13 protein-coding genes and 1 pseudogene are annotated in these 13670 nt (G+C 64.0%); 7 read left to right on the top strand and 7 right to left on the bottom strand.

From position 1 onward, the window contains the following. Positions 1-283: 283 nt before the first annotated feature. The gene (gene rpsD / locus IC232_RS05975; protein WP_190844018.1) at positions 284-901 is read left to right on the top strand and encodes a 30S ribosomal protein S4; all 618 of its coding nucleotides are present in this window, start codon (positions 284-286) and stop codon (positions 899-901) included. A 64-nt stretch (positions 902-965) separates the two neighbouring features. Here the strand turns inward: rpsD and IC232_RS05970 are convergent, their stop codons facing one another. The 3 genes from IC232_RS05970 to purB all read right to left on the bottom strand — a co-directional run bounded on the left by IC232_RS05970 (position 966) and on the right by purB (position 3758). Beyond that, positions 966-1568, bottom strand: a complete 603-nt coding sequence (locus tag IC232_RS05970) for a Spy/CpxP family protein refolding chaperone (protein WP_190844017.1) — start codon at positions 1566-1568, stop codon at positions 966-968. 281 nt (positions 1569-1849) lie between these two features. Beyond that, positions 1850-2401: an RBBP9/YdeN family alpha/beta hydrolase gene (locus IC232_RS05965; protein ID WP_190844016.1), complete on the bottom strand. Its 552-nt coding sequence runs from the start codon at positions 2399-2401 to the stop codon at positions 1850-1852. A gap of 43 nt (positions 2402-2444) precedes the next feature. Continuing rightward, positions 2445-3758: an adenylosuccinate lyase gene (gene purB, locus IC232_RS05960; RefSeq protein WP_190844015.1), complete on the bottom strand. Its 1314-nt coding sequence runs from the start codon at positions 3756-3758 to the stop codon at positions 2445-2447. A 257-nt stretch (positions 3759-4015) separates the two neighbouring features. On the opposite strand from purB, the gene IC232_RS05955 reads away from it, so the two are divergent. Next, positions 4016-5596 carry a calcium-binding protein gene (locus IC232_RS05955; protein ID WP_190844014.1) on the top strand — a complete coding sequence of 527 codons (1581 nt, stop codon included), beginning with the start codon at positions 4016-4018 and terminating at the stop codon, positions 5594-5596. Positions 5597-5618: 22 nt separating this feature from the next. Here the strand turns inward: IC232_RS05955 and rpe are convergent, their stop codons facing one another. Continuing rightward, a complete protein-coding gene (gene rpe, locus IC232_RS05950) occupies positions 5619-6290 on the bottom strand; it encodes a ribulose-phosphate 3-epimerase (RefSeq protein WP_190844013.1) in 672 nt (223 codons plus the stop codon). 213 nt (positions 6291-6503) lie between these two features. On the opposite strand from rpe, the gene IC232_RS05945 reads away from it, so the two are divergent. Together IC232_RS05945 and IC232_RS05940 are read left to right on the top strand one after the other, a co-directional pair. Next, positions 6504-7745 (top strand): NAD(P)/FAD-dependent oxidoreductase, encoded by a 1242-nt coding sequence (locus tag IC232_RS05945; RefSeq protein WP_190844012.1) that lies wholly within the window; start codon positions 6504-6506, stop codon positions 7743-7745. Positions 7746-7874: 129 nt separating this feature from the next. Next, complete coding sequence (locus IC232_RS05940) at positions 7875-8060, top strand: hypothetical protein (RefSeq protein ID WP_190844011.1); 186 nt, start codon at positions 7875-7877, stop codon at positions 8058-8060. A gap of 38 nt (positions 8061-8098) precedes the next feature. On the opposite strand, the pseudogene IC232_RS05935 reads toward IC232_RS05940, so the two are convergent. After that, a pseudogene (locus IC232_RS05935) lies at positions 8099-9291 on the bottom strand (IS256 family transposase). A 496-nt stretch (positions 9292-9787) separates the two neighbouring features. Here IC232_RS05935 and IC232_RS05930 point away from each other — a divergent pair. Next, the gene (locus IC232_RS05930) at positions 9788-10426 is read left to right on the top strand and encodes a hypothetical protein (protein WP_190844010.1); all 639 of its coding nucleotides are present in this window, start codon (positions 9788-9790) and stop codon (positions 10424-10426) included. On the opposite strand, the gene IC232_RS05925 is transcribed toward IC232_RS05930, so the two are convergent. Then, a complete protein-coding gene (locus IC232_RS05925) occupies positions 10423-11433 on the bottom strand; it encodes a P1 family peptidase (protein ID WP_190844009.1) in 1011 nt (336 codons plus the stop codon). The two genes, IC232_RS05930 and IC232_RS05925, sit on opposite strands and share 4 nt — an antisense overlap. Before the next feature lie 97 nt (positions 11434-11530). Here IC232_RS05925 and IC232_RS05920 point away from each other — a divergent pair, with 97 nt between their 5' ends. Next, on the top strand, positions 11531-12259 hold the full coding sequence (locus IC232_RS05920) for a cytochrome c biogenesis CcdA family protein (RefSeq protein WP_190844008.1): 729 nt from the start codon (positions 11531-11533) through the stop codon (positions 12257-12259). Between the two features lie 547 nt (positions 12260-12806). Continuing rightward, complete coding sequence (locus IC232_RS05915; RefSeq protein WP_190844007.1) at positions 12807-13274, top strand: DUF1203 domain-containing protein; 468 nt, start codon at positions 12807-12809, stop codon at positions 13272-13274. 2 nt (positions 13275-13276) lie between these two features. Here IC232_RS05915 and IC232_RS05910 read toward each other — a convergent pair whose 3' ends face one another. After that, on the bottom strand, positions 13277-13657 hold the full coding sequence (locus tag IC232_RS05910) for an ACT domain-containing protein (protein ID WP_312895112.1): 381 nt from the start codon (positions 13655-13657) through the stop codon (positions 13277-13279). Positions 13658-13670: the final 13 nt, after the last annotated feature.

Raw genomic sequence — 13670 nt, 5'->3', positions numbered from 1 at the left:
AGGGGGAGGGAACGAGCCAATCCTGATATTGACTCGCGTGTTGTCGTCTATTGTATGTTTTGATGCCGGACAGCGCCCAACATCGATTGACTTTCCCGCCCTTTCCGCCTAAAACCCACCCGTTCGCGCGGTCCTTAACGGGGCCGCGTAACTTTTTACGCTCCCGTGGCCCGGCTCTCAGTCGGCCTGTCGTCCCGTCCCCCGAGACAGCCTTTTGGCTTCTCGGCATGAGGGGAAGAGGAGGGCGCGTTCCTCGCAAATTCGACAACAAAGAGGAACAGCGATGTCGAAGCGCATCCAGGCCAAGCATAAGCTTGACCGCCGTATGGGTCAGAATATCTGGGGCCGCCCGAAGAGCCCTGTGAACCGCCGCGAATATGGCCCCGGCCAGCACGGCCAGCGCCGCAAGGGCAAGATGTCCGACTTCGGCACGCAGCTGCGCGCCAAGCAGAAGCTCAAGGGCTACTACGCGAACATCACCGAGAAGCAGTTCCGCCGCTACTACGCAGAGGCGATCCGCCAGAAGGGCGACTCCGGTGAGAACCTGGTCGGCCTGCTCGAGCGCCGTCTCGACGCGGTCGTGTACCGCGCGAAGTTCGTCGCGACCCCCTTCGCCGCCCGTCAGTTCGTCAACCATGGTCACGTGAAGGTCAACGGCCGCCGCGTGAACATCCCGAGCTTCCTCGTGAAGGCGGGTGACGTGATCGAGGTGAAGGACAAGTCGAAGCAGCTCGAAGTCGTCGTGGTGGCGAGCCAGCTCGCCGAGCGCGACGTTCCGGACTACATCGAGGTCGATCACTCCAAGATGACGGCCCGCGTCACGCGCATCCCGACCCTGTCGGAAGTGCCGTACCCGGTCCAGATGGAACCGAACCTCGTGATCGAGTTCTATTCGCGCTAATCCGCGAACAGCCGGTTTCGAAAACAGGAAGGCCGCCCAGTGGGCGGCCTTTTTGCTGTTGGGCTTACTGCTGCTGAGCCGGAGCGCGGGGGCCTCCATGACCCATCCCGCCGTGACCGTGCTCCATCATGCCCATGCGGTGATGGTCGCCGCGTCCGCGGCGTCCGCCGCGCTCATGCCAGCGCGGGCCGTCGTCGTCGACAGCCTCGCGCAGGAGGCGGGGAGCGATCCGCTTCTGGTCCTCGCTGAGCGTATCCCAGAGCGGGCGAAGAGCCGTTGCGACGGCCGTCGAGCGCTGCGCCCGTTCCGAGGCCATGGCGCTACGCCGCTCGAGGCGCTGCATGAAATCCATCGACCGGCGTTCGTCGCGGTCGGGACGCTCCTGCATGCGGGTGAAACGCTCGCCGGCTGACGTGCGGATGGCGGTCTCCGCAGGCGCCCAGAGCCGCTCCTGATCGGGGGTGAGCTTCAGTCCGGCCTTGATCGAGGCGATGCGGGCATCGACGAGGCGGTTGTAATCGTCCTGGCTCAGGCGCGGACGGCGATCCTGCCGGCCCTGATCCTGCGCGGCCGCCGGCGCATCCGGTGCGGGCGCCGGCTGCGCCAGGGCATAGGTGCCGGAGCCGGCCAGCAGGGCTGCGAGGGCGAGGGTGGCGGTTGTTTTCATGCGGACATCCTCCGTGGTGACGATAAGGACAAGATTGCTCCCATCCTGTTCACCCCGAAGTGGCTGCCGCATGAACTTTTCGTCATGTCGATGAAGGGGTGGCACAACACCAATCCTTGCCGCTCACTGCCATTCCGGGGCGCCGGAGGCGAGCCCGGAATCCATAAACACCACGTATCTAGAAAGGTGAGCAGCGTTTAGCCTCTTCTTGCAACGTTAGCGGTTATGGATTCCGGGCTCCGCTGCGCGGCCTCGGAATGACATCGGCAGAGGCAAGCCCCTCACAACCGCTTCAAAAATCCCGCGAACCGCATGAGCCCCTCGGGCCAGGGGCCATGGCCGCTTTCCGTGTTGAGGTGGCCGGCATCGCCCGCATCGACCACGGCCGCGCCCCAGGCATAGGCGACGTCCTCCGCCTTGGCGTAGTCGCAATGCGGATCGGTGCGGCTCGCAACCAGGATCGACGGAAACGGGAAGGGATCGCGCGGAATCGGCGCGAAGGCGCGGTCGATGGCCGGAATGAAGTCGGGCCGCTCCACGTCCGGCATGCTGACCAGGAAGGCGCCCTGCACCTTGCCCCCTGCCAAGAGCGGGGCCGCATGGGCAATGGCAAGCACGCCGAGGCTGTGGCCGACCAGCACGACGGGCTTTTTGGCGCGCTTCACGTCCTGGGCGATGCGCTCGACCCAGGCGTCCTTGCTGGGAGCGTCCCAGTTCTCCTGCTCGACCCGCCACGCGGTCGAGAGCTGGCGCTCCCAGCGGCTCTGCCAATGGTCCGCGCCAGAATTCGTGTAGCCTGGGACGATGAGGATGTCGCAATCGGAGCTTTTCATGCTCCGGAGATAAAGACGGCTCAAGCCCCGTTCAAGCGCTCAGCTATGCGCCACCAGCGCCAAAGACCCGCGTGAAGATCGTATCCACATGCTTGAAGTGGTAGCCGAGATCGAAGCAGGTCTCGATTTCCTCTGCCGACAGGTACTTCGTCACGTCGGCATCACCCTTCAGCAGGGTGAGGAAGTCGCCTTCGCCGCGCCAGACCGGCATGGCGTTGCGCTGGACGAGCCGGTAGGCGTCCTCACGGGAGGCGCCCTTCTGGGTGAGCGCCAGGAGAACGCGCTGCGAATGCACGAGGCCGCCGAGGCGGTCCAGGTTCTTCTGCATGTTCTCCGGATAGACCACGAGCTTGTCGATCACGTTGGTGAGGCGCGCGAGCGCGAAGTCCAGGGTCACGGTGGCGTCCGGCCCGATCATGCGCTCGACGGACGAGTGGGAGATGTCCCGCTCGTGCCAAAGGGCCACGTTCTCCATGGCCGGCATCGCATAGGCGCGCACCATGCGGGCGAGGCCGGTCAGGTTCTCGGTGAGCACCGGGTTGCGCTTGTGCGGCATGGCGGACGAGCCCTTCTGGCCCGCCGAGAAGAACTCTTCCGCCTCCAGAACCTCGCTGCGCTGCAGGTGGCGCACTTCCGTCGCCAGCCGCTCGATGGAGGAGGCGATGACGCCGAGCGTCGCGAAATACATGGCGTGCCGGTCGCGGGGGATGACCTGGGTCGAGACCGGCTCGACCGACAGACCCATCTGCTCGGCCACGTAGTCCTCGACGGAAGGATCGATGTTGGCGAAGGTGCCGACGGCGCCGGAAATGGCGCAGGTGGAGATCTCCCGCTGGGCTTCGATGAGCCGCAGCTTGCAGCGCTCGAACTCCGCATAAGCCTGGGCGAGCTTGAGGCCGAAGGTGGTGGGCTCCGCATGGATGCCGTGCGAGCGGCCGATGGTCGGCGTCATCTTGTGCTCGAGGGCGCGGCGCTTGATGGCCGCGAGCAGCTCGTCCATGTCGCGCAGCAGGATGTCGGTGGCGCGGGCGAGCTGCACGTTGAAGGTGGTGTCGAGCACGTCGGACGAGGTCATGCCCTGGTGGACGAAGCGCGCTTCGGGGCCGACGATCTCGGAGAGGTGCGTGAGGAAGGCGATGACGTCATGCTTGACCTCACGCTCAATGGCGTCGATCCGCTCCACGTCGAAGGTGGCCTTCGAGCCCTTCTCCCACACCGTCTCCGCTGCTTCCTTGGGCACGACGCCGAGATTGGCGAGCGCCGTGGTGGCATGGGCCTCGATCTCGAACCAGATGCGGAACTTGGTTTCCGGCGACCAGATGGCCACCATCTCGGGACGGCTGTAGCGAGGGATCACGTTGGTCTCTCCTGCAAGCGGCACGAGCCGCCAAGTTCCCATGGACCTGTTGGCTCGGGGCGAGCGGACACGCCTGTCACGCAGGTCTGCGGGATTTGTCTGAAAACAGTGCGGTGATCGCTATTGGATGACCGGTTCCAACGCAAGCCAAGATCCCATCAGGACCCTCAAAACAGTAAAGACAACTCCACATTGTAGCTGGACAACCGTTTCCGGAAAGGCAATAATTGAAATGATATAAAATACGAGTGGATCCCATGAGCGTGCTGACAACGACCCCGAACTACCCGGAGGAGACTTTCCGTATCAACTCCTTCTTCAACGGGGTCGGGCAGGGATCGGTCCGCTATACGTCGCCGACCGTCATCGTACTCGGAACGTCGGATCTGAACCGCGTCGTCCTGACAGGTTACGGTTTTCAATATGACCGCAGCCAGGACAATCCCTGGATGGGCGGCACGATCACGAGCATCGCTCTGTGGGATTCCGCATACGATAAAAAGGTCGCGGAAATCAGCGGGTTGAACATCGCCCTGAGCGAGGTCGGCCCCAAGTTCGGCGTCGACATGTACAGCGAGATCGGCCTGGTCAGCCATCTGTTCAGCGGCTCGGATGTGCTGATCGGCAGCGCCAGCCGGGACTCGTTTTATGGCTATGACGGGAACGACACCGTCACCAGCGGCGCCGGAGACGACGACGTGACGCCGGGCTCCGGCAGCGACGTGATCGATGGCGGGGCCGGTTTCGATCTCGTTTCCTATTGGAACTACGAGATTGCCGGTGGGGACGAGAACAGTCTGGGAGCCGTCATCGACCTCCGTCAGGGAAGTGTTGCCGATCCTTGGGGCGGTGTTGATCGTTTGATCTCCGTCGAGGGGCTTGAGGGCACCTCTTATGCGGACACCCTGACCGGCAACAACTTCGACAACACGCTCTATGGCCTGAGGGGAAATGACAGGATCTCCGGGCTTGGCGGCAACGACTTCCTCTCCGGTGGCGAGGGGGCCGACACCCTGGACGGCGGAGAGGGTTTCGATACGCTCACCTATGTCGATTATGCCGGGCCGGGCGGGATCGTCGCAGACCTCTCGGCGGAATGGGTCAGGGATCCCTGGGGTCGGACGGACGTCGTCATCAATGTCGAAGGAATCCGTGGAACGGGCAATGCCAACACCCTCACCGGTTCATCCCGTGATGAGAACTTCCAAGGCATGGGCGGTGACGACATCATCGCCGGGGGAGCCGGCACGGACACCATTTCGTATTCAGTCGACAAGACCCGCGGCGGCCTCGGCGGCGTGACGATCGATCTCGTCAGCGGTGTGGCCCGGGACGGATGCGGAACCACCGACCGCTTCACGGACATCGAGAGCGTCTCTGGCGGCCAGTTCGGCGACAGGATCGATGGAAGCGCCGTGACCAACACGCTGCGGGGCAATCTCGGGTCCGATGTGCTGAATGCACGCGGCGGTAACGACTGGCTCTATGGCGGAGACGGAAACGACAGGCTGACAGGCGGTACCGGACGGGACGGTTTCGTTTTCGACGCGGCGCCGAACAAGAAAACCAATGTCGACCGGATCATGGATTACTCGGTCAAGAACGACACCATCTATCTGGATGATGCGGCTTTCGTGAAGCTCAAGCGCGGTTGGCTTTCGGCCTCTGCTTTCCACACCGGGTCAAAGGCCCAGGATAAGAGCGACCGCATCATCTACGATAAGAAGGCCGGCGCCCTTTACTATGACGCGGATGGCACCGGCTCAGGGGCGCAGATCAAATTCGCCACCCTCACGAAAAACCTGAAGATGACGCATAGCGATTTCAGCGTGTACTAGCATTGCCGCGGCGGCAGAGTGCTCAACGGGCCTTTGCCGCCGCCTCGCGAATGGCCGCCATGTTGGCGGCATAAGCGGAAGGCCCGCCCTTGAAGGTGGCGGAGCCGGCGACCAGCGCGTTGGCGCCGGCGGCAGCCACGAGAGGGGCCGTCTCTGTCGTCACGCCGCCGTCGATCTCGATGTCGATGTCGCGGTCGCCGATCATGGCCTTGATCCGGCGGACCTTGTCGCAGACCGACCCGATGAAGGCTTGCCCGCCGAACCCGGGATTGACGGTCATCAGCAGGACGAGATCGACCATGTCGAGCACGGGCTCGATGGCGGACTCATGGGTGCCCGGATTGAGCACCACGCCGGCCTTCTTGCCGAGCGCCCGGATCGTCTGAAGTGACCGGTGCAGGTGCGGGCCTGCTTCCGCATGGATGCTGATGATGTCCGCGCCTGCCTTGGCGAAGGCTTTCAAATACGGATCGACCGGCGCGATCATCAGGTGCACGTCGAAGACCTTTTGGGTGTGGGGGCGCAGGGCCTTCACCACGTCGGGTCCGATGGTGATGTTCGGCACGAAGTGGCCGTCCATCACGTCGATGTGGATCCAGTCGGCGCCGGCGGCGTCGACGGCGCGGATCTCCTCGCCGAGTTTGGAAAAATCGGCGGCCAGGATGGAGGGGGCGATGAGCAGGGGACGTGTCATGGCCGCGCCGGTAGCACGAGCCTGCCCGCACGGCAACGGGACGTTGGCGCTCAAGGCATGAACCAATCCAATACCACTCACCTGGGGAGAGGCCCGTCTGCCGCAGGAAATCCGTGGACGGGCTCGATCCAACAGGAGTAAAGAAGGCCTCGTTTGAACGATACGAGCGCGCCTTTCGTCCTCGAGGGGCGGCTGAGATGGGGCAGGGCCTTCATGCGTAAGGATGTGGTTGTTCTCGGGGCCGGAATCGTCGGCGTGTCCATTGCCGTGCACCTTCAGAAGCGCGGGCGGTCGGTGCTGCTGGTCGACAAGCGCAAGCCCGGCGAGGAGACGTCCTTCGGCAATGCCGGCCTGATCCAGCGCGAGGGCGTCTATCCTTACGGCTTCCCGCACGATTTCGGCGCGCTCCTGCGCTATGCGCTGAACAACACCATCGACGCCCACTACCATTGGGCCGCGATCCCAAGGCTCGCGCCCTTCCTGTGGCAGTACTGGATGCATTCGCGCCCCGCCCAGCACAAGGCGATCGCCCGGATGTACGCGCCCCTGATCGAGCGCAGCGTCACCGAGCACATGGCGCTGGCCGAGGAATCCGGCTCCACGCACCTGATCCGCCCGACCGGCTGGATGAAGGTTTTTCGCGACGAGAAGAGCCGCGACGAGCAGTTTCGCGACGCGGAAGAGGTGAGGCGCGATTTCGGCGTCAACTTCGATGCCCTCGACACCAGAGCCGTGGCCGAGCGTGAGCCGCACCTGAAGGTGGAGACGAAGGGCGGCATCCACTGGACCGATCCGGCTTCCGTGTCGGACCCTCACCTGCTCACCATGGGCTATGTGAGCCTGTTCGAGCGCCTCGGCGGCGAACTGGCGGCGGCCGATGCCAGGACGCTGGAGGAAACCCAGACTGGCTGGCGCGTCCAGACCGAGAGGGGGCCGGTGGAGGCCGGCGATGTCGTGGTGGCGCTCGGTGCCTGGGCCGATGTGGTCACGAGGCAGCTCGGCTATAACCTGCCGCTGGCGGTCAAGCGCGGCTACCACATGCACTACAAGCCGCAGGGCAATGCGGTGCTCAACCGCCCGACCCTCGACTTCGACCGCGGCTATTTCCTTGCGCCGATGTCGAAAGGCATCCGCCTCACGACAGGGGCGGAATTCGCCCACCGCGATGCGCCCAAGACCCCCGTGCAGCTCGGGCGCGCCGAGCCGATCGCCAAGGAGTTCTTCCCCCTGGGCGAGCGGGTCGATCCGGAGCCCTGGATGGGCATGCGCCCCTGCACGCCGGACATGATGCCGATCATCGGCCCGGCACCCAAGCACAAGAACCTCTGGTTCGGCTTCGGCCATGCCCATCACGGCCTGACCCTGGGTCCGGTCACGGGCCGGCTGCTCGCCGAGATGATCACGGGCGAGACGCCTGCCGTTGATCCGAATCCTTATCGGGCGGATCGGTTTTAGACTGCCTCTGCCTGCCGCGCTGATCGTGCCCTTCTAAGGTAGAGTGCAATACTATCCGTTTAGAGGGGAAAATTCTTGAATGAGATGTTGGAGCGTTTATGATCCACCCCAGCGTTGCAGGGGAAGTGGATGCTGGGGGACGACCGGGCCTTAATCAACCAAGTCTATGAAGCTGCGGTCATTCCGGAGAGATGGCTGAAGGTTCTGGAGCAGATTTCCGGCTTTGCAGGGAAGGATGGTGGCTCCATGACCACCATCCTGGGAGAAGGCGAGAGGTCCTGGCTTGGATCGTGTCCCTTGGCGTGGTGTAACTGACGGCGGATCACCACGATCACCGGCCAGAGCCGGAATGATCAGATCGCCACGGCAGGCAAGCTGACCAAGAGATCATCGCTCATCGGCGCCATGGTTTCCAGCGTCAGATAGCGGGCCCGCTGCACCACCCATTCGTCGTTCTGCTCCAAAAGGATCGCGCCCACCAGCCGCCGGATCGCCGCCTCGTTCGGAAAGATGCCCACCACATCCGTCCGGCGCTTGATCTCGCCATTGAGCCGCTCCAGAGGATTGGTCGAATGCAGCTTGGTCCGGTGCGGAGCCGGAAAGCCCATGTAGGCCAGCACATCTGTCTCGGCCTCATCCATCAGGGCGGACAGCTTCGGCAGCTTAGGACGCAGTTGGTCGGCGACTTGCCGCCACTGCTGGCGAGCCGCCTCGGGCGTGTTCTGGGCAAAAGCCGTGGCCATGAAGGCTGACGCCGGCCATTCTTGCCGGCATGCGCCAGGGCATTCCTCATGAAGTGCACCCGACACCTCTGCCAGGTGGCACAGAGCACCTTGGACACGGCGGCCTTGATCCCCTCATGCGCGTCCGAGATCACCAGCTTCACGCCGCGCAAACCCCGCCGGGTGAGTTGGCGCAGGAAAGCCGTCCAGAACGGCTCCGCCTCCGAGGGGCCGATGTCCAGGCCCAGCACCTCGCGCCGGCCATCGCTGTTGACGCCCACCGCCACAATCACCGCCACCGAGACGATGCGGCCGTTCTGGCGCACCTTCACGTAGGTGGCATCGACCCACAGGTAGGGCCACTCACCCTCGATCGGCCGTTCCAGGAAGGCGTTCACCCGGTCGTCGATCTCCTCGCACAGGCGGCTCACCTGGCTTTTGGAGATGCCGGTCATGCCCAGCGCCTTGACGAGATCGTCGACTGAGCGGGTGGAGATGCCCTGGATGTAGGCCTCGTGGATCACAGCCGTGAGCGCCTTCTCGGCCATGCGGCGGGGCTCGAGAAAGCCCGGAAAGTAGGAGCCGGTGCGCAGCTTCGGGATGCGCAGTTCCACCGTGCCGGCACGGGTGTGCCAGTCGCGTTCGCGGTAGCCGTTGCGCTGGGCCAGGCGCTCCGGGCTCTTCTCGCCATAGGCAGCGCCGGTGAGGGCACCGACCTCCAGCTCCATCAGCCGCTCGGCCGCGAAGCTGACCATCTCGCGCAGCAGATCGGCGTCCGGGGTCTTCTCGACCAGGCTCTTGAGGTCCATCATGGGGTTGGTCATCGGGGGTCTCTCGGTTGCAGGTGGATGTCGCAACCCAACCCTAACCGGAAATCGCCGATGACCACCTGCCCAGCGCCCGGCCCGCTACGGCGCTACTGAGGGCGCGCGGGCCGACCGCTGGGCTCCCGTCGAGCTACACCACGCACTGGGACCTATCCCCTGGCTTGCTTCGGGGCGCTGCCACTCGATCCTGGGAGAATGGTATGCCGAAGGCTGGCACCTTCGGAATACCTGGGCTGAACGGGCCAGTCAGAAGAAACATCGTCAATTCATCAGCGAGACGGATCTGTTCGCGCCCGCCGAACTCGAATCGATCCCGATGTACCGGGATTTCATCCGTCCACGGGGCGGTGGTTGGTCTGCCGGCGCCCTCATGCAGCTTCCGGGGAGCGGCATCGTTTCCTTCCGTTTCGAGCGTCCCTACCATGACGGTCCAATGGACCAGGCACTGAGGGTCAGACTGAACCGGCTCCGCCCTCACTTGGCACGCTCGGCCATGCTTCTCACGAACCTCGGATTGAGACAGGCGCGGTCAACGGTATCGGCCTTGCAGTTCATGAAAGTTCCGGCAGCCGTGGTTACCCAAAGCGGCAAACTCCTGGCCTGCAATGCGGCCATGGAGACCCGGCTGACCCAGGTCGGCGTCAGAGCGGGCGATCGGATTGTCTTCACGGACCGGCACGCACACCAAGCCTTGAGCGAGAGCCTTGAACGCATCACGGCCGGCCTGTTCGATCAGCTCCGCGGCCCGATCCCTCTCCCGGCCACGAGTGAACAGGGGCCAGCAGTCGCTTATCTGATTCCGATGCGTGGCGCGGCTCAGGATCTGTTCGGCTGCAACAGCACGTTGCTCATGATCCAGCCGGCTCCTTCCGACAACAGGCTGATGGATCTGGTGCGGACCCGGTTCGCTATCGATGCCGGCGAGGCTCAGCATTGGACAAGGCTCGTCGCAGCCGCATCTCCGCGCTTGGCTGCCGCTCTTCTGGCTTCAGCCGAGAACGTTCAGGCCGTTTTTGATCGTACGCTCGGGAGAGCCCAGAACGGTCTCGAAGCCCGCATGGCGGGTTTCCTGCAGCGGCTCAGCGACGATCCTGAATATGGCTCCGCCGCAGGGCGAGCGGTGCTGCACTAGTCTCGGGCAATTTCCCCGAACAGGTCCCGCCAAGCCGGCTGCGCACCCGGATAAGGCAGGGCTGTGGCCTCGTAGACGCCGCGGGCGATGGCGCGGGTCAGGCAGTCGGCGGCCAGAGCCGTAATTTCCGTGAACTCCGCCGCCTCGTCCCGAAGCGGTTTGCGGCCCGTGGCTGCTGCGAAGATCGTGTCCCCGTCGAACAGGGCATGCGAGAAGCGTAAGGCCCGAGCGAGGCCCGCATGGGACGCGATGGCGAGGCGCCTGGCCTGCGCCTTCGTCAGCACCGCATCGGTGGCAACCAGGGCAATGGTGGTGGCCAGCTGGGGTCCGCCCTTCCAGACGAGCGACCGCATCTTCGGGCTGACCTGCGAGGGAAGTCCCAGCCCGCCGAACTCGCTGCCCTCCTCATAAGCTCCGGCCCAGAAATGGGGACCGTCGCCGATCACGGCAGAAGCGATGGCATTCACGATCACGAGCGCGCCAACCCTGTGACCTGACGATGTGGTCGCACTCGTCGAGCCGAGCCCGCCCTTCAGGTTGGCCGTGGTCGCGCCATAGCCGCCCCCTGCGGTGCCGAGGTCGAAGTTGAGGCTGGCCTGCTCCGCTGCCTGGAAGCCGAGGTCCCGATAGGGCGGATAGCGACCCCAATCCTTGTTGCCGCCGTTCAGGAGATCGAAGCTGGAGGCTTGGCAGACGATGGGCACGAGGGCCTCGCGGATCGCGAAGCCGATTTCCCGTTCTCTTAAGTACGCCTGAACACCGCTCGCGGCATCGAGCCCGAAGGCGGAGCCGCCGGAGAGCACGACTCCGTGGATGCTGGGCACCATCTTGTCGGGATCGAGCAGATCGGTCTCACGGGTGGCGGGCGCCCCGCCCATGGCAAAGCAGGAGGCGACGGCAGGCTCGTCGAAGAGCGCCACCGTGACGCCGGAGCCGAGAGCCGCGTCATGGGCATTGCCGACGCGAAGGCCTGCCACATCGGTGATGAGATTGCGGGTTTGGGTCATGGCCGTAAGCAAACCGGAAACCGGGTCTCTTCACAAGCTGGCGAAGCGGCGTTTCAGCGGCTTTCTAAGACGAGGGCGACGGGATAGAAGGCTCGTCATGCTCAGCGTTTCCTTTCCGGCCGCGGCCCTTGGGGGCCTCATCAGTTTCTTGAGTCCCTGCGTGCTGCCGCTGGTGCCGCCTTACCTGTCGTTTCTCGCCGGCACCACGTTCGACCAGCTGAGTGCGGGCGATGATCGCGCCGTGCGGAGGAGGGCAGTTCTGGCGGCGCTGCTGTTCGTAGCGGGCTTCTCGACCGTGTTCGTGCTGCTCGGCGCCACGGCCTCGGCTCTCGGTCAGGTGATCCGGCAATACCTCGATGTCCTGAGCACCGTGGCAGGCATTGCCATCATCGTCATGGGCATGCACTTCCTTGGGCTGTTCCGGATCGGCCTGTTCTACCGGGAGGCGCGGTTCAGCGTGAACAGGCCTGTCGGGCTCTGGGGCGCCTATCTGATGGGATTGGCCTTCGCCTTCGGCTGGACGCCCTGCATCGGTCCGGTGCTGGCGGCGATCCTCACCGTTGCAGGCTCGGAGGACAGCGTGTCCCAGGGCGCCCTGCTGCTGGCCGCCTATTCGGCGGGCTTAGGCATTCCGTTCCTGCTCGCGGCCTTCGCCATGAAGCCCTTCGTGGCGCTTCTCAAGCGCGTACGCTCCCGCTTCGCTCTGATCGAGAAGACCATGGGCGTCCTCCTCGTCCTGACCGGCATCGCGTTCCTCACCGGCTGGATCACCAACATGTCGTTCTGGCTGCTGGAGACGTTCCCGGCACTGGGACGGCTAGGCTAAGATAGGCACTAAGGTTTTACAGCACGGTCCACGCTCCGGTCCCGGTGCCAAACACCATTCCAATCCGAATCGTCGCACCCGCTCGTGACCAGGATGTTTTTAGGGTCATCGACCCAAAATGAGCAGACAAGCTGCTGCTGCTGACTCTCTTCAGAATAGAACAAGAGGGATACTCTGCCAGCCTGCTTGTAGCGCCATCTTGCTCCCCAATCCGCTCCATGCCCTGCATCAATGTAAACACCATGCACGTCGCCGTCTCGTTTGAAACATACGGACTGGATCGACGAGGGCCACAGAGCACTTGGAGGAGCGGTTGTCCTTTCCCAACACCCTACGATGTTTGCTGTTTTTGTACGGGCGATGACGTCTTGAGTAGCTGTGGAGAGTAAAATCGCGAAAGCGAGGAGCGCAATCGAAGCCCATATTTTCTTCATGTGATGCACCATGCGTTTGGTACATAGTAGCACGAACTTAGACGTTCACAGGAATCGGGTCGTCCGCCTAGGCTTGGCCCATCATTCTGGCGATCTCTTACAGGAGATCACCCATGACGTTTCACATCCGCGGCCTTGATGCCGAACCCTTCGCAAAGCTCTTCCAGCTCGACGAGGCCACCCTCACGGACCTCGGGGCCAAGCGGGTCGTCGCCGATGCCCCTGACATGTATCCCTGCCGGATCGCCTTGAAGCGTGTCGCAGAGGGCGAGGAGCTTCTGCTGCTCAACCATGCCCACCAGACCAATCCGGGCTCGCCGTATCGCTCGGCCGGACCGATTTTCGTCAGCCGCTCCGCTGCGACCGGCAGCTACCAGGGCGAGCTGCCGCCGATGCTGCGGGACCGGCTTCTGTCCCTGCGGGCCTATGATGCCAATGCCTTCATCGTCGATGCCGAGGTGGCCGAGGGCGGGGAGGTGGTGAGCCTGATCGAGCGCTTCCTCGCCAACCCGGAAGTTGCGCATGTGGACGCCCACTTTGCCCGACGCGGATGCTTCGCGGCGCGGATCGAGCGGGCCTGACGTCAGAGGTCGACCTGGTGCCCTGCTGACCGCAGGGCCGCCATCGCGTGAGCCGCGTCCTGCTCCTTCACCAGCACATAGTCGGTGCTGAAGGTCGAGGTGGCGAAGATGCCGATGCCCGCCTTGGCCAGGGGTTCGAGCACGGAGGCGAGGATCCCAGGCACACTGAAATCGAAGTTCTGCATAATCCGAAAGCATCGCCAGCCCGCATCGATTTCCGCGTCGGATGGTGCCTGCTGGAGAGGGCAGACGAGTGTCGTTTCCTCGACAGCCTGCACCAGGAGCGAAAAGGCACCCGGCTTCGGGGAGCCGGCGGGCGTACCGGCTGGGAGGCGGCAGACGGCGTAAACGTCTGCAAGCAATGAGAGGGTGAGTGTGGGCACGATCCAGACCATT

The organism is Microvirga sp. (genome assembly GCF_014699075.1).
Classification (GTDB): Bacteria; Pseudomonadota; Alphaproteobacteria; order Rhizobiales; family Beijerinckiaceae; genus Microvirga.
The sequence above is the reverse complement of the archived record's forward strand: the minus strand, read 5'-3'. Positions and strand labels throughout refer to the sequence as shown.